This is a genomic window from Pseudomonas sp. CFBP 13602 (genome assembly GCF_014842725.1).
Classification (GTDB): domain Bacteria; phylum Pseudomonadota; class Gammaproteobacteria; order Pseudomonadales; family Pseudomonadaceae; genus Aquipseudomonas; species Aquipseudomonas baltica.
Genome location: NZ_JACYVT010000008.1, coordinates 278,451 through 294,823 on the forward strand (window position 1 = coordinate 278,451; position 16,373 = coordinate 294,823).

Here is a 16,373-nt window from a genome sequence, read left to right on the forward strand (position 1 = left end):
GGCGCTTCGCGCCGGCGACCAAGGTGTTAAGTTCCTGCCATGAAACCATCGCTCGTCCTACGTATGGGCCAGCAACTGACGATGACACCGCAGTTGCAACAGGCCATCCGCCTTCTCCAGCTATCGACTCTGGACCTCCAACAGGAGATTCAGGAAGCGCTGGAATCCAATCCCATGCTCGAACGCCAGGAAGAAGGCGACGACTTCGACAACAGCGACCCGCTGGCCGACAAGGTCGAGCAGACACCGCCCCAGGAAATCCAGGAGCCGAGCTTCCAGGAATCCGCGCCTACGGTCGACAACCTCGAGGAAGGCGACTGGAACGAACGCATCCCCAGCGAACTGCCTGTGGACACCGCCTGGGAAGACATCTACCAGACCAGCGCCAGTAGCCTGCCGAGCAACGATGACGACGAGTGGGACTTCACCACGCGCACATCGGTCGGCGAAAGCCTGCAGACGCATCTGTTGTGGCAGCTGAACCTGGCGCCCATGTCCGACACCGATCGGCTGATCGCCGTGACCATCATCGACTGCATCAACAACCAGGGTTACCTGGACGAGACGCTGCAGGAAATCTGCGAGTCTTTCGATCCTGAACTGGACATCGAGCTGGATGAAATCGAAGCGGTGCTGCACCGCATCCAGCAGTTCGAGCCCGCTGGCATTGGCGCCCGCAACCTGAGCGAATGCCTGATGCTGCAGCTGCGCCAGCTGCCGCCCAAGACCCGTTGGCTGGCCGAAGCCCAGCGCCTGGTCAGCGACTTCATCGACATGCTCGGCTCGCGCGACTACAGCCAGCTGATGCGCCGCATGAAGCTCAAGGAAGACGAGCTGCGCCAGGTCATCGAGCTGGTGCAGAGCCTCAATCCGCGGCCCGGCTCGCAGATCGAATCCAGCGAGCCGGAATACGTCGTGCCCGATGTCATCGTGCGCAAGGACAGCGACCGCTGGCTGGTCGAGCTCAATCAGGAGTCCGTGCCACGCCTGCGAGTCAATCCGCAGTACGCCGGTTTCGTGCGGCGCGCCGATACCAGCGCCGACAACACCTTCATGCGCAACCAGCTGCAGGAAGCGCGCTGGTTCATCAAGAGCCTGCAGAGCCGCAACGAGACCCTGATGAAGGTGGCGACGCAGATCGTCGAGCACCAGCGCGGCTTCCTCGACTATGGCGACGAGGCCATGAAGCCTCTGGTGCTGCACGACATCGCCGAGGCGGTGGGCATGCACGAATCGACCATTTCACGGGTCACCACGCAGAAATACATGCATACACCCCGTGGCATATACGAGCTGAAATACTTTTTCTCGAGCCATGTCAGTACCTCGGAGGGTGGCGAATGCTCCTCCACGGCGATCCGCGCGATCATCAAGAAACTGGTCGCGGCCGAAAATCAGAAAAAGCCGTTGAGTGACAGCAAGATCGCTGGTTTACTGGAGGCACAAGGCATCCAGGTAGCCCGCCGAACGGTCGCCAAGTATCGCGAATCCCTCGGGATTGCGCCGTCCAGCGAACGCAAGCGGTTGATGTAGCCCTGCGATGTGCCACAGCGTTCCAGTGGCAGGCACCCAAGCCTGCTTCTTTATGCAATGGCAATAAGGAGAAGCGGTATGCAAGTCAACATCAGTGGACACCAACTGGATGTGACCGAACCCCTGCGAACCTACATCGGGGAAAAACTCGAGCGGCTCGAACGTCATTTCGACAAGATCACCAACGTTCAGGTGATCATGGAGGTCGAGAAGCTCAAACAGAAAATCGAAGCCACCCTGCGCATACCCGGTGGTGAGGTGGTTGCCAACGCCGAACATGACGACATGTACGCGGCCATCGACCTGCTTACCGACAAGCTGGATCGCCAACTCAAAAAGCATAAGGAAAAACAGCAAAGTCTGCTGCAAGGCGCGACTGCTCGCTGACACTCCCCACTCATGATCCGACTAGAAACCATCCTGACCCCCGGCCGTTCATGCGTGAACGTGCCGGGCGGCAGCAAGAAGAAAGCACTCGAAAACATCGCCGAGCTGATCGGTCGCGAAGTGCCCACGCTGGATACCCAAACGGTATTCGAAGCGCTCGTTGCCCGTGAAAAACTGGGCTCGACCGGATTCGGCAACGGCATTGCCATCCCGCATTGTCGGCTGAAGGGGTGCGATACACCCGTCAGCGCCCTCATCCACCTCAGCGCCCCAATCGACTACGACGCCATCGACGGTGCTCCCGTGGACCTGCTGTTCGTGCTTCTGGTACCCGAAGCGGCCACCGATGCCCACCTGGAGTTGCTCCGCCAGATCGCCAGCATGCTCGATCGCAAGGAAGTGCGTGAGAAACTGCGTTCGGCACCCAGCAATCAAGCCTTGTACCAAGTGGTACTGGACGAACAGAGCGGTCATTAACCATGCGTTTGATCATCGTCAGTGGCCGCTCAGGCTCAGGCAAGAGCACTGCCCTGGATGTTCTCGAAGACAACGGTTTCTATTGCATCGACAACCTGCCGGCCGGCTTGCTGCCCGAACTGGCAGAGCGTGCCCTGATCCACACCGAGCTGGCACAGCCGCAGGTAGCGGTGTCGATCGATGCGCGCAACCTGCCCAGCCATTTATCACGTTTTCCCCAACTGCTGGCCGAAGTACGGGCCAAGCACATCAACTGCGATGTTCTGTACCTGGACGCCGACGAAGAAACACTGCTCAAGCGTTTTTCCGAGACCCGTCGCCGCCACCCACTGAGCAACGAGAGCCGCTCGCTGGCCGAGGCCATTCGCGTCGAGAGCGACCTGCTCGGGCCCATCGTCGATCTGGCCGACCTCAAGATCAACACGACCAACCTGAACCTCTATCAGCTGCGCGATGCCATCAAGGTCCGGCTGCTGAACAAGCCAGAGCCTGGTACGGCCTTTCTGGTGGAGTCATTCGGGTTCAAGCGCGGCATGCCCATAGACGCCGACCTTGTGTTCGACGTGCGCTGCCTGCCCAACCCCTACTGGAAGCCGGAGCTGCGAGAACAGTCCGGGCTCGACGCCCCGGTCGCCGAATACCTGGCGGCCCAGCCGGACGTCGAAGAGATGTATCAGGACATCTCCTCCTACCTGCTCAAATGGCTGCCGCGCTTCGCTGCCAGCAGCCGTGCCTATGTCACCATCGCCATCGGCTGTACAGGCGGGCATCATCGCTCGGTATACTTGACCGAGCGCCTGGGCCGATTGCTGCAGCAGTCGCTCAAGAACGTCCAGGTTCGCCATCGCGACCTCAGCTGAAAGGATCCCCCGCGCAATGCCCGCCCTCCAAGTAGAAATCATCAACAAGCTCGGCCTGCACGCCCGCGCCGCAGCCAAATTCGTCGGCGTGGCGGGACGCTTTCCCTGCCAGGTACGTGTTGGCCGTACGCCGGAAGCTTTGGTCGACGGCAAGAGCATCATGGGTGTAATGATGTTGGCAGCCGGAAAAGGCACCACCATCCACCTGCACACCGAAGGCGAGCAGGATCAGCAGGCGCTCGATGCCATCGTCAAACTGATCAACGACAAGTTCGACGAAGGCGAGTAAAGCCAGCCAGCGGCCGAGAAGCAGAACCCGGTAGCGGCAGTCGAGTACTGCGCTACGTCAGGTTCTGGGTTCAGGGGTCAAGACAGCGCAGTGTCCATGACCATCATCAGGCAGAACCCTACACACAGGCCCAGGCTCGCCAACTTGTGATGACCATTGCTGCGTGACTCGGGAATGATCTCGTGGGTCACTACCAGCAGCATCGCGCCGGCCGCGAAGGCCAGGCCCAAGGGCAGCAACAGCTCGCCCATGCGCACCAACCAGGCACAGAGCACGGCGAATACCGGCTCGACCAGGCCAGACGCGGCGCCAATCAGGAAAGCTTTGTAGCGCGCCATTCCGGCACCTGCCAGTACCAGCGCAATCACCAGGCCCTCGGGGACGTCCTGCAGGGCAATGCCCATCGCCAGGCTGTCGGCATCGTGCATGCCGCCGCCAGCCGACACGCCGATGGCCATGCCCTCCGGGATGTTGTGAGCGATGATGGCGATCACGAAGATCCAGATACGTGCAGGGATCACAGGCTGCTGCGTGCTGCCCACCAGATAGTCCGGTGTGACTCCGGAAACCCTCCGGTCCACCAGATACAGGCAGAACGCTCCGGACATGATGCCCAGGCTCATCAGGCCACCAGCGCCCCAGCGTGAGAAACCGATGGCCGCTGCCGCATCCAGGCCGGGAATGATCAGCGAGAACGCAGTGGCCGCCAGCATCACGCCCGCGCCGAAGCCCAGCAATGTATCAGCCACGGCGACTGGCATGCTGCGGATGACCAGTACGGGAACCGCGCCCAGAGCCGTGCCCAGGGCGCAGATGGCCCCGCCTTCGAGCGCGCGCAGGATGCGCGGCTCGAGGTCGAGCCAGGCCAGCAGCTCGCCTACCAGCAGGGCCGCGCCTGCCAATAACAGCAACGTGCCCAGCGCCAGGCGAAAGCGACGAACACTGACCAGCGCGAAGGCCTGCGATCCCATGGCGCGGGGCTCAGTTCACGGCGGCTTGGTAGCGCTTCTCGACGTTGGCCCAGTCGACCACGTTGTAGAACGCGTTGATGTATTCAGGCCGACGGTTCTGGTACTTGAGGTAGTAGGCGTGCTCCCAGACGTCCAGGCCCAGAATCGGCGTGTTGCCATTCATCAATGGGCTGTCCTGGTTGCCGCTGCTCTCCACCACCAGCTTCTTTTCCGGGGTGACGCTGAGCCAGGCCCAGCCACTGCCGAAGCGGCTCAGCGCGGCTTTGGTGAACGCTTCCTTGAAGGCATCGAACCCACCCAGCTCGGTTTCGATGGCCTGAGCCACGCCGCCCTGCGGCTGGCCGCCGCCGTTGGGCGACATGACTTCCCAGAACAGGCTGTGGTTGGCATGGCCACCACCGTGGTTGGTGACGGCGCCGCGCAGGTTTTCCGGCAGCTGCTTGACCGAGGCGACCAACTTTTCAACGGGCCACTCGGCGTATTCGGTACCCTCGATGGCGGCATTGACGTTGGTAATGTAGGTCTGGTGGTGCTTGGTGTGGTGGATTTCCATGGTCGCAGCATCGATGTGCGGCTCCAGGGCATCGTAGGCATACGACAAGGCAGGCAAGGTATAAGGCATTTTCAGTGAACTCCGTAGTGAAGGTTATCGGGTTGCGTGACGACTGGCGCAACGTCGGTGTCGGCGGCACCACACAGCAACCGGTGGGTACGGGGGTATTCGCCATGCTGGCGAGTGAAGCCGAGCACTTCGGCGTAGGTCTTGCTGGCATGGCGCAGGGCCGCATCGCGCAGCGCAGGCTGCAGTCTGGAATCCTGGGCGGCGTGCAACAGGCGTTCATGAATGGCGCACAGGTACTCTGCGCTTTCTTCGGGTTGATGCAACTGCAGGTGCAGGTCGGCCAGGTTGTGGTGGGAGATGACGCATGCGGCCACTGCTTCGTCGACATCCGCCCAGCGCTCGAACAGCACCTGGGCCCATGCCAGGGCCTGCAGGTAATGCTCGCGCGCCTCGATCAGCTCGCCCCGGACAAAGCTGGCATTGGCCGTCTCCGTGATTCGTTTCCAGTGCTGCATGGCGGATGTCTCCCAGCGGTTGCCCAGCGGTCCGATACCGCCAGCGGTGAGCTTTTCCGGGTCGAGCACGTCGCCGAGCTGTTCGCGACGCAAGTCCATGTGTTCCAGCGCCACATCAATCACCGGCCGACCTTCCCTGTAGGCTAGCTCGGCAATCTGGACAGCTTGCCGATATCCGATGATCGGGTTGGCCGCGGCCACCTCGATCGGCTGGCGGGCCAGCGCCCTTCAGCCTGGCCTCGTTCAACTTGCCGAGCATGATCGACACTCATCAGCGGTAATGAGTTTTATTATTGATTGATATTGAGAATCAAAACAAGCATCGCAGCACAGATTGCCCGACCTGAAGGGCCGGGCAACGGGATCAGCTCCCGGCGACCGTCATGCGCTCGATCAGCACCGAGCCGGTGCGGATGTTGCTGCGCAGTTCCAGATCGTTGCCCACGGCGACGATCTGCTTGAACATGTCACGCATGTTGCCGGCGATGGTCACTTCCTGGACCGGAAACTGGATCTCGCCATTCTCGACCCAGAACCCGGCCGCACCGCGCGAGTAGTCGCCGGTCACCATGTTCAGGCCATGGCCCATCAGTTCGGTCACCAGCAAGCCGCGGCCCATGCGGCGCAGCAGCGCTTTCTGGTCTTCGTCGCCATGGGTTACGAACAGGTTGTGCACGCCACCGGAGTTGGCCGTACTGGGCAAGCCGAGTTTGCGGCCCGAATAGGTACTCAACACATAGGACACCAGCTCGCCATTCTCTACGAACGGCTTGGCGTAGGTTGCCAAGCCGTCGCCGTCGAATGCCGCGCTGCCCATGGCGCGCATCAGGTGCGGACGCTCGTCCAGGGTCAGCCACTCGGGGAACAGCCGCTGGCCCATCGCCCCTTCCAGGAACGAGGATTTGCGGTACAGGTTGCCACCGGAGATCGCCGCGAGGAAATTTCCGAACAGCCCCCCGGCCAGTTCGGCCGAAAACAATACCGGCACCTCGCACGTCGGCACCGGCCGTGCACCGAGACGGGCGGCAGCGCGTTGCGCGGCGCGCTGACCGATGGAAGCGGCATCGGCCAGCAACTCGCCCTGGCGACTTACGTCGTACCAGTAGTCGCGCTGCATCTGCCCGTTGGCTTCGGCGATCATCACGCAGCTCAAGCTGTGTCGCGTCGATGCATAGCCACCGATGAAGCCGTGGCTGTTGCCATACACGCGGCAGCCCTGGTGAGTGTTGAGCGTGGTGCCGTCGGCATTCTTGATCAAGGGCTCGGCGTCGAAGGCTGCGGCTTCGCAGGCCAGGGCTTTCTCGATGGCCTGCTCGGGCGTGATGTCCCAGGCGTGGTAAAGGTCGAAATCGGGCTGCTCGCGGGCCATCAGAGCGGCGTCGGCCAGGCCCGAGCTTTCATCCTCGGAGGTGTGCTTGGCGATCGCCAGGGCTGCAGCGACGGTTTCACGAATGGCCTGCGGACCGCTCGCCGAGGTGCTGGCCGAGCCCTTGCGCTGGCCGACGTACAGGGTGATGCCGAAACCCTGGTCGCGGTTGAATTCGACGGTCTCGACTTCGCGCTGGCGCACCGATGTGGACAAGCCCTGCTCCAGCGACACGGCCACCTCACAGGCGCTGGCCCCCTGACGCTTGGCTTCATCGATGATCTGCTGCACTTGCTCCTGCAGGACTGGCAATGCCTGCGGGCCGACGCTCTGGGGTGCGTTCATGGTGTTCTCCAATCAAATTCGGGTTCGGGGCGGGCCGATCTACGGCCGGGCCAGACAAGCGGCCCCCGACTGGTTATCATGGCGGCGTTTATTTGCGGACTGCCCCCATGGTTGATTCTTACGACGACTCCCTCGATGAGGGAAAAAGCAAAACTCAGGTCAAACGCGAGCTGCATGCGCTGACCGATCTTGGCGAGCGCCTTATCACGCTCAAGCCGGACATGCTCGATCGCCTGCCCTTGACCGATGGCCTGCGCCGGGCGTTGGCCGATGCCTCCAAGCACACGGCGAACATCGCGCGCAAACGCCACATCCAGTTCATCGGCAAACTGATGCGCGACCAGGACATCGACGCCATTCTGGTGCTGCTCGACCAAGTGGACGCCTCCACCCGGCAATACAACGAGCGCTTCCACAACCTGGAGCGTTGGCGTGATCGGCTGGTAGCCGGCCCGGACCAGGTGCTCGAGGCGTTTTTCGCCGAGTACCCGGAAACCGATCGCCAGCACCTGCGCAACCTGGTTCGCCAGGCCCAGCACGAGACGGCGCACAACAAACCGCCTGCCACCACGCGCAAGATCTTCAAGTACATCCGCGAGCTGGACGAAACTCAACGCGGCTTGCGCTGATACGCCTGAAGGCAGGCCGCCCGGCCTGCCTGTCATCCGCTTCAGGCGCCGGTACCGCCCACGGTGATCGCATCGATCTTCAAGGTCGGCTGGCCTACGCCCACGGGCAGCGACTGCCCATCCTTGCCGCAGGTACCCACACCGCTGTCGAGCGACAGGTCGTTGCCGACCATGGAAACCCTGCTCATTGCCTCCGGACCGTTGCCGATCAGCGTAGCGCCCTTGACCGGCGTGGTGATCTTGCCGTCTTCGATAAGGTAGGCTTCGCTGGTCGAGAAGACGAACTTGCCGCTGGTGATATCCACCTGCCCGCCACCCAGGTTCGCGCAATAGATGCCCTTCTTCACCGAGGCGATGATTTCGGCCGGGTCGCTTTCGCCCGCCAGCATGTAGGTGTTGGTCATCCGCGGCATGGGCAGGTGCGCATAGGATTCGCGACGACCGTTGCCTGTGGCGGCCACGCCCATCAGACGCGCATTGAGCTTGTCCTGCATGTAGCCCTTGAGCACGCCGTTTTCGATCAGGGTGGTGCACTGCGTAGGCGTGCCTTCGTCATCGACGCTCAGTGAACCGCGACGCCCGGCCAGGGTGCCATCGTCGACGATGGTGCACAGGCTGGAGGCGACCTTCTCGCCCACGCGGCCGCTGTAGGCCGAGCTGCCCTTGCGGTTGAAATCGCCTTCCAGGCCGTGCCCGACCGCTTCGTGCAGGAGCACGCCGGACCAGCCCGCACCCATCACCACCGGCATGGTACCGGCCGGCGCCGCCACCGCCTCGACGTTGACCAGCGCCTGGCGCAGCGCTTCGCGGGCGTAGCCCATGGCACGGTCTTCGGCCAGGAAGTAACGGTAATCGGTGCGACCACCGCCACCGTGGCCACCGCGCTCGCGACGCCCATTGTGCTCGACGATGACACTGACGTTGAAGCGCACCAGCGGACGCACGTCGGCGGCCAGGCTGCCGTCGGCTGCAGCGACGAGAATTCTTTCCCAGACACCGGCCATGCTGACGGTGACTTGCTGGATACGCGGGTCCAGCGCGCGGGTGGCGGCGTCGACACGCTTGAGCAGGTCGACTTTCTCGGCGCGGGTCAGGACCTCCAGTGGGTTGTCGGGACCGTACAACTGGCTGACCACAGGACTGCTGAACGCCTGCACGCGGCCGTTCTGGCCGGCGCGGGAAATCGAGCGGGCCGCACGCGCGGCCTGCACCAGGGCGTCCTGAGTGATGGCGTTGCTGTAGGCGAACCCGGTCTTCTCACCGGACTGAGCGCGCACGCCCACGCCCTGATCGAGGTTGAAGCTGCCTTCCTTGACGATGCCGTCTTCCAGCGCCCAGGACTCGGAAATCTGACCCTGGAAATACAGGTCGGCGGCGTCTATACCGGGGCCGGCCAACTCGCCCAACACCGACTGCAGGCTGTCCAGCGTGAGGCCGCCGGGTGCCAGCAGGTGTTCGCTGACGGTGGATAACATCTGGCTCATATTTACTCCGCGCTGTTCGCAGGACGCTTCGCGTACTGCGTGGGAAAGTGTTCGCAGGACGCTCGACGTACTGCGTAGAAAAAGCTCGCAGGACGCTTCGCGTGCTGCGTGGGAAAGTGCTCGCAGGACGCGTGGCGTCCTGCGCAAATGACTGCGCGCGGGTGGCCGGAAGCGGCCCGCGCAATTCGGGTGTCGGTGACGGATGCTCAATACATGCGTCCGCCCGGACACTTTTTCAATACCGGAGCCCGGCCGACAGTCCGATACCGGGCGACGGCCACCGCGCCCTCAGCCGCCGAAGGGCTTGACCAGGGTCATCTGCGGATCCTTCCAGGAACCCTCGATGCGGTACTGCACACTGGCGAAGCGCGCCACGCGGTCGCCCAGCAGCTTGTTCACCACGAACAAGGCGCCGCCCACCACCGGCGCGCCGACCAGCACCGCTGCCAGCGGCAGGCTGTTGGTGATCGGCAGGGCAACCTGCACTTTGGCGTTGACGCCGTCGCGGACCATGTCCAGGGTCCCGTCCAGATCGATGTCGGTGGTGGGACCGCGCAGGGTGATCGGGGTACGCGTCACATAGACCCCTTCGCTGGCCACCAGCAGGCCTTTGACTCGATCGTAGCTCAAACCCTTGCCCAGCACATCGGAGAAATCCAGGCGCAGGCGACGGCCGATGGCATTGAAGTTGAGCAGGCCGAACACGCGCAGAGCCTGGGCGCCGCCCTCGACCTCGACGAACTGGCCATCACGCAAAGTAGCGTCCAGGTTGCCGGAAAAACGCTTGAGCCCGACCCAGGCCGGCGAACCCGGCCAACGACCATCGGCGTCGAGATGGAACGACTCGCTGGTCACGGTCGGGGCAAATTTCCACGCCTGCAGCACATCGGCCAGGTTCTTGCCTTGCAAGCGCCCGCGGAACCACGTGCTGGAGGCACCCGGCGCGCCTTCCCATGTGCCCGCGCCGTGCAGCATCAAGCCCTTGAGACCCAGGTCGAGATCGTTGAGGGCGACACCCTTGGACGTTGGGCGCAGCTTCAACGACCAGCTGCCGATCAACTCTTCGCCCTGCAACAGCTGGCGGATCCTGACATTCACCGCGGGTATCTTGCGTGGGTCGACATTGGCCAAAGGGTCCGGTACTTCCACCGGGTTGTCGGCCTTGACCGCGTTCGGATCGACCGGCGGCAGGCGCACGGTATCGAGGTCGACGTTGATCGGGGTCGCCTTGCCATCGGGCACATCGACCTTGCCGGTGATCTGTTGGCTGGCCAGGGCAAGGTGCCAGGCGCTGGGGCTGCGGTTGAGTTGCACGTGCGCCTGGTCGAGTTGCTGACCGAAGCCCTTGAGCGTGCCGACCTGCAGGTCGACCGCATTGATCAACTGGCTGGCAGTGCCACCCGGATCGCCACCGGTGTATTGCTCGGCCTGCTGCTGCCAAGGCTCCAGATCCAGGGTCGGCAACGCGCCACGGACTCGCAGCCCCTGGGTTGTGGGCATCTGCGGCGTACCAGAGCCGACCAGCAACTCGCCCCGACCATTGGCCAGGTCGGCGGGCGGAGCTGCATAGGCAAAACTGGCCAGATCGGCATAGGTGACGTCGAAGCGGCGTTCCCGGCCCTGCAGGTTCATCACGAATACGGTCGGGCGCGCCACAGGGCGTGTTTTGCCAAAGGGCGCAGGCAGGTCGATGTCGACACCCTTGAGGTCGGAGTCGACGCGAAGCTGGCTGTCGGCACCCAGCGTGAGCTGCAGCTGGTAGGCAATATCACCGGAGGCCGGCACGGCCTGCTTGACCTGCAGCCAGTCGACCAGGCGCTGCACAGTGATCTGGCTGTGGGCGACGATGCGGGTCAACGGCGCGCCTGGCTTGCCTTCGGCAGAAATCTGCGCCTTCACCGGCTGATCGAACGCCTGGGCAGTGATGCCCTCGCCGCTCAACCCCTTGTCGAAGTCGAAACGAAACGTCCCGCCCAGCTGGCTGAGCGCAAGCTCCGGAGACTTGATCTTCAGGCGGGCCGCGTGGGTGCTGAAATCCACCACGACTTTGGGCTCATGGCCCTTGACCAGCGGAATGTCGAGGTCGAGCCTGCCCTTGAGCGGGCCTTCACCCTGCCAGCCGGCGAAAATGTCGGCGGTGCCGATGGGCGCGGTCTGCAGAATTTTCAAACCGTCGGCCAGCCCCCCGTCGAAGCTGCCTTTGACATACAGGTGGCTGTCCTCGCCAAGGGGTACATGGGGCACAGTGACGGAAACGTCGCTGACCTTGGTGTCGAGGATCTGCCCGCGGTCGGCCAGGATGCGCACGTCACCGTCCTGGATATAGACATTGCCGGCGACCTTGCGCGCCTCCGGCCAACCGGGCTGGAACGCCAGGGTCACGTCGTGGACCTTGAAGAACAGCGTGATACTGCGCGAATGCGCCTCGGCCGCGCTGGCCAGCGAACCCTGGTACTGGAAGTAACCTTGGTCGACCGCGCCGCGCTTGATCGCCGTACGCAGCCACTGGTCGACCGCTGGGCTGAGTACCTTGGGCAGATATTTGCTGGTGTAGGCGCCATCACCATCGACCAGGCCGACGCGCAGGTCCATGTAGGGCTCGGCCTCATGGTGCAACGGCAGACGAATGAGAAAGTCCGCTGCAATGTTGCCTTCTTCGCCCAGCACCTTGATGGCCGGTGCGATCAGGGTGAACGCGTGTTCATCGAGCTTGAAATTCAGGCGAGCGTTGGCCTTGAGGTAATACCAGGGCTTTTCGAAGATCGGGCTCAGGTGCAGCATGAACTTTTCACTGTCCAGGCGCAGCTCGCCCTGGCCGATATCGCCGATCAGGCTACCGCTGACATTGTCCGCCGCCGGGGCGCCGGAATAGGCGTCGAAGCCGACGTTCTCGAGGTTGGCCGCGTAGCTCAGGCGCTCGGCCCCGGTGGCCTTGGGGCGGATGTCGAGCGAGACGTTGCGCAGCACACCGGTGAGGTTCAGGCCGTTGGCGATGGCTGCCACCTGCTTGGGCAGGGGCACCAGCGCGTCCAGCAACGGCGTGATCGGTGTCAGGTCGAGACGATCGGCCTGGATGCGCCACTGCTCCTCGGCCGCGGACGTCGCGGCGCGCTGCTGCAGCGCCACGTGGGTCTGCCAGGGCTTGCCATCCAGGGTCATGGCCAAGGTGCCCAGGTTCAGGTCGAAGCCTTCGGCGCTGCGTTGCGCCCAGGCCTGCAGCTTGAGATCGGCGATGGCGTAGGGCTTGTGCTCGGCGCGGGCACCTTTGAACGTCGGCACATCGAGCTTGACCACGGCTCGCTGGACGTTGGCATCCGCCCAGTCCAGCCAGAACTCGCCGCCCGCCTTGAACTGTTCGAGTTTCCAGGCCTGGGTGTAGCGGCTCGGCAACCATTGCGCCCAGTCGCTCTGCGGCAGGTTCAGATAGACCTGGGCACGGCCCTCGCGCCACCGTTCGGCGCGCACCTGTGCCTCCACGTTCAGCGCCAGCGGCTGGCCGTCAGGCAAGTGCAGGCGCAGATCCAGACGCTGGCGCTCTTCGCTGGTGCGCAGGCTCAGACCCACATAGGTCAAGGTCAGCGGGTCGTGCTCGAACGGTTGCAGGGTCAGTTGGCTGTCAAGCACCGACAGCCGCTCGACCTGTTGCATCTGCTGCAGCGTGCGCTGCATGTCGAAGGCCTGGTCCTGCTGCTGCGGCAGCCCCTTGAGCGACCACTTGCCGGCAGCATCCTCGACGGCGCTGAGCTGTACGCCGCCCAGTTCGAGATGGGCAATGCGCACCGACCGCGCCAACAGGCTGCCCCACAGGTCCGGCACCACCCTGACTCGATCCAGACGCAGCGCATTGCTGCCCTCGCCCACTTGCACATCGTGAACCAGCAGTATCGGTGCCAGACGGCTCCAGCGCCCTTCCAGGCTGCCGATGCGCACCGCCATGCCCAGCGCTTCGCTGGCACGCGCCTCGATCTGCGCGTCGTATTCGGCCACCAGGGGCACCAGCTGCCGGCCCAGGCTGACGTACAACGCCAGCAACACCAGCAGCACCGCACACAGCGTCAGCGCCCAACGCGTCAGGCCAGCGAGCACGGCATTCAAGCGGACCATGCAGGCATGCTCCCGCCACAGGCCGCGTCAGCCTGAAAGCCCGAAGCTTGAAGACTGGAAGCCTGAAGATTGGAAAACCGTTTCACTGGCCGTTTCAGAGCAGCACCACATCATATTGTTCCTGGGAATACATGGACTCGACCTGGAAGCGAATGGTTCGTCCGATGAAGGCTTCCAGTTCAGCCACATTGCCTGATTCTTCATCGAGCAGCCGGTCGACCACTTTTTGATTGGCCAGCACGCGGTAGCCCACGGCCTGATAGGCCCGAGCCTCGCGCAGGATCTCGCGGAAGATCTCGTAGCACACCGTTTCCGGGGTTTTCAGCTTGCCGCGGCCCTGGCAACAGATGCAGGGCTCGCACAGGACCTGTTCAAGGCTTTCGCGAGTGCGCTTGCGGGTCATCTGCACCAGGCCCAGCTCGGTGATGCCGATGATGTTGGTCTTGGCGTGATCGCGTTCGAGCTGCTTCTCCAGGGTGCGCAGAACCTGGCGCTGGTGTTCTTCATCTTCCATGTCGATGAAGTCGATGATGATGATTCCGCCGATGTTGCGCAGACGCAGCTGCCGGGCAATGGCGGTGGCCGCTTCCAGGTTGGTCTTGAAGATGGTCTCTTCGAGATTGCGGTGGCCAACGAAGGCCCCGGTGTTGACGTCGATGGTGGTCATCGCCTCGGCCGGATCGACCACCAGATAGCCGCCGGACTTGAGTGGCACCTTGCGGTCCAGCGCCCGCTGGATCTCGTCTTCCACACCGTACAGATCGAAAATGGGCCGCTCGCCCGGGTAGTGCTCCAAGCGGTCGGCAATTTCGGGCATCAACTCGGCCACGAACTGCGTGGTCTTCTGGAAGGTCTCCCGCGAGTCGATGCGGATCTTCTCGATCTTCGGGTTGACCAGATCGCGCAGGGTCCGCAGCGCCAGGTCCAGGTCCTCGTAGATCTCGGTCGGCGCCCCGACGGTCTGGATCTGCGCGTTGATCTGGTCCCACAGCCGGCGCAGGTAGCGGATGTCCATGAGGATTTCCTCGGCGCCCGCCCCTTCGGCGGCGGTGCGCAGGATGAACCCGCCGACCTCCTGGATACCCTCTTTCTCGACGCAGTCGGCCACCACCTTCTTCAGGCGTTCACGCTCGCCCTCATCCTCGATCTTCAGGGAGATGCCGACGTGCCGGGTGCGCGGCATATACACCAGGTAGCGAGACGGAATCGACAGCTGGGTCGTCAGGCGAGCGCCTTTGGAGCCGATCGGGTCTTTGGTGACCTGCACCACCAGGCTTTGCCCTTCATGCACGAGGGCGCTGATGGTTTCCAGGGTCGAGCCTTCACGCAGGGAGATTTCCGACGCATGGATGAACGCGGCGCGGTCCAGGCCGATATCGATGAAGGCGGCCTGCATGCCGGGCAGCACGCGCACCACCTTGCCCTTGTAGATATTGCCGACGATCCCGCGACGCTGGGTGCGCTCGACGTGGACCTCTTGCAGGACACCGTTTTCCACCACGGCCACGCGCGATTCCATCGGCGTGATGTTGATCAGAATCTCTTCGCTCATGGCTGGGTCTCGTTCCTGGTGTCTTTTGTTGTAATGGCGATGGCGCTGCCGGCCGGGCCCTCTCAGGACACTTGCCAGCAGGCGATGCCATTGCGTTGCAGCAGCGCCGCGGTTTCGTACAAACCCAGGCCGACGACGGCAGAATAACTGCCTTCGAGCTTTTCTACGAATATTGCGCCCAGCCCCTGGATGCCATAGCCGCCCGCCTTGTCCGCCGGTTCGCCGGAGGCCCAGTAGGCACGGGCCTCGGCTTCGTCGATCGGGCGGAACGTGACCCGTGCCGAGGCCGTGCCGATGTCCATCTGCGTGCCATCGAACAGCGCCGCAGTGGTGATCACTTCATGGGTGCTGCCGGATAACAGAGCCAGCATTGCCAAGGCATCGGCTTGGTCGCGCGGCTTGCCGAGAATGCGTCCGTGCGCGATCACTGCCGTGTCCGCGCCCAGCACGTGAGCGGCCCCCGGCTGCGAACGCGACTGCCAGCCGGCGCGGGCTTTTTCTTCGGCCATGCGCTGCACGTATGCACGGCTTTCTTCGCCGGGCCTGGGCGTTTCGTCGATGGCAGCAGTGATCACGGTGAAGGGTACGCCGATCTGCGTCAGCAGTTCACGACGCCTGGGCGAGCTGGAAGCCAGGTACAGGGTAGACATGCAAGGCGTCTCCGCGTCGGGCCGCGCGGGCCCGTCAGTTGATGCCCAGGCGCTTGCGCAAGCCACGCAGCAGATAGCTGACCCACGGCCAGAGCAAGGCGCTCATCAGGGCGGGCAACAGCAGGGCCAGAGTGGGTTGGCGGTTGCCGGTCAGCGCGCTCAGCCACAGCTGAACCAGCTGCGCCAGACCGAAGACCACGAGGATGACCAGGCTCTGCTGCCACATTGGAAAGATGCGCATGCGCTGGGCCAGGGACAGGATGAGAAAAGTGATGAGGCTAAGGATGAGTGCGTTCTGCCCAAGCAGGGTGCCGAACAGCACGTCTTGCGCCAGGCCGAGGATCCAGGCGGTGGTCATGCCCACCTTGTGCGGCACCGAGAGCGTCCAGTAGGCCAGCAGCAGGGCCAGCCACAGCGGCCGCAACACTTCCATGAACTGCGGCATGGGCGACACGCACAGCAACAGGCCGACGACGAAGGTCAGCCAGATCACCCAGCCATTGCGCGAGCGCGTACCAACCATTATTGCCTCTCCCGTGTGGTGGCCGGCGCAGAGCGCGAAGGTGTCGCCGGCGGGGTGCGCTCAGGGGTGGCGGCCGGGGCCGAGCTGGCACGCGCCGGTGCGGTGGCTGCCGGCGTCGTGGTGTGG

Annotated in this window: 15 protein-coding genes and 1 pseudogene; 6 read left to right on the forward strand and 10 right to left on the reverse strand. The window is 63.5% G+C overall.

Annotated elements, in window-relative coordinates:
• Positions 1–39 precede the first annotated feature (39 nt).
• The 5 genes from IFU31_RS18265 (at position 40) to IFU31_RS18285 (ending at position 3,546) form a co-directional block, all read left to right on the forward strand.
• Positions 40–1,533, forward strand: a complete 1,494-nt coding sequence (locus IFU31_RS18265) for an RNA polymerase factor sigma-54 (RefSeq protein WP_192053588.1) — start codon at positions 40–42, stop codon at positions 1,531–1,533.
• A gap of 78 nt (positions 1,534–1,611) precedes the next feature.
• Entirely contained in the window at positions 1,612–1,920 is a 309-nt protein-coding gene (hpf, locus tag IFU31_RS18270) for a ribosome hibernation-promoting factor, HPF/YfiA family (protein WP_049860579.1), read from the forward strand.
• Positions 1,921–1,932: 12 nt separating this feature from the next.
• Positions 1,933–2,397 carry a PTS IIA-like nitrogen regulatory protein PtsN gene (ptsN, locus tag IFU31_RS18275; RefSeq protein ID WP_122479502.1) on the forward strand — a complete coding sequence of 155 codons (465 nt, stop codon included), beginning with the start codon at positions 1,933–1,935 and terminating at the stop codon, positions 2,395–2,397.
• Between the two features lie 2 nt (positions 2,398–2,399).
• Complete coding sequence (gene rapZ, locus IFU31_RS18280) at positions 2,400–3,257, forward strand: RNase adapter RapZ (protein ID WP_122479503.1); 858 nt, start codon at positions 2,400–2,402, stop codon at positions 3,255–3,257.
• 16 nt (positions 3,258–3,273) lie between these two features.
• Complete coding sequence (locus IFU31_RS18285) at positions 3,274–3,546, forward strand: HPr family phosphocarrier protein (RefSeq protein WP_122479504.1); 273 nt, start codon at positions 3,274–3,276, stop codon at positions 3,544–3,546.
• Between the two features lie 77 nt (positions 3,547–3,623).
• On the opposite strand, the gene IFU31_RS18290 is transcribed toward IFU31_RS18285, so the two are convergent.
• From IFU31_RS18290 to pmbA, 5 genes and pseudogenes are all read right to left on the reverse strand, one after another.
• Positions 3,624–4,517, reverse strand: coding sequence for a ZIP family metal transporter (locus tag IFU31_RS18290; protein ID WP_122479505.1), 894 nt, complete (start codon positions 4,515–4,517; stop codon positions 3,624–3,626).
• A gap of 10 nt (positions 4,518–4,527) precedes the next feature.
• Positions 4,528–5,139, reverse strand: coding sequence for a superoxide dismutase (locus IFU31_RS18295; RefSeq protein ID WP_192053586.1), 612 nt, complete (start codon positions 5,137–5,139; stop codon positions 4,528–4,530).
• 2 nt (positions 5,140–5,141) lie between these two features.
• Entirely contained in the window at positions 5,142–5,594 is a 453-nt protein-coding gene (locus tag IFU31_RS18300; protein ID WP_192104056.1) for a hypothetical protein, read from the reverse strand.
• Between the two features lie 33 nt (positions 5,595–5,627).
• Positions 5,628–5,844, reverse strand: a pseudogene (gene aspA / locus IFU31_RS18305) (aspartate ammonia-lyase); the annotation flags it as partial.
• Between the two features lie 114 nt (positions 5,845–5,958).
• Entirely contained in the window at positions 5,959–7,305 is a 1,347-nt protein-coding gene (gene pmbA, locus IFU31_RS18310; RefSeq protein WP_185794052.1) for a metalloprotease PmbA, read from the reverse strand.
• A 107-nt stretch (positions 7,306–7,412) separates the two neighbouring features.
• On the opposite strand from pmbA, the gene yjgA reads away from it, so the two are divergent.
• Positions 7,413–7,934, forward strand: coding sequence for a ribosome biogenesis factor YjgA (yjgA, locus tag IFU31_RS18315; RefSeq protein ID WP_185794053.1), 522 nt, complete (start codon positions 7,413–7,415; stop codon positions 7,932–7,934).
• 41 nt (positions 7,935–7,975) lie between these two features.
• Here the strand turns inward: yjgA and tldD are convergent, their stop codons facing one another.
• From tldD to mreD, 5 genes are all read right to left on the reverse strand, one after another.
• Positions 7,976–9,418: a metalloprotease TldD gene (gene tldD, locus IFU31_RS18320; protein ID WP_122479511.1), complete on the reverse strand. Its 1,443-nt coding sequence runs from the start codon at positions 9,416–9,418 to the stop codon at positions 7,976–7,978.
• 288 nt (positions 9,419–9,706) lie between these two features.
• Entirely contained in the window at positions 9,707–13,522 is a 3,816-nt protein-coding gene (locus IFU31_RS18325) for a YhdP family protein (RefSeq protein ID WP_192104048.1), read from the reverse strand.
• A 94-nt stretch (positions 13,523–13,616) separates the two neighbouring features.
• The gene (gene rng / locus IFU31_RS18330; protein WP_122479513.1) at positions 13,617–15,074 is read right to left on the reverse strand and encodes a ribonuclease G; all 1,458 of its coding nucleotides are present in this window, start codon (positions 15,072–15,074) and stop codon (positions 13,617–13,619) included.
• Between the two features lie 62 nt (positions 15,075–15,136).
• Complete coding sequence (locus IFU31_RS18335) at positions 15,137–15,724, reverse strand: Maf family protein (protein WP_192057683.1); 588 nt, start codon at positions 15,722–15,724, stop codon at positions 15,137–15,139.
• A 34-nt stretch (positions 15,725–15,758) separates the two neighbouring features.
• Complete coding sequence (mreD, locus tag IFU31_RS18340) at positions 15,759–16,247, reverse strand: rod shape-determining protein MreD (RefSeq protein WP_122479515.1); 489 nt, start codon at positions 16,245–16,247, stop codon at positions 15,759–15,761.
• Between the last annotated feature and the right edge of the window lie 126 nt (positions 16,248–16,373).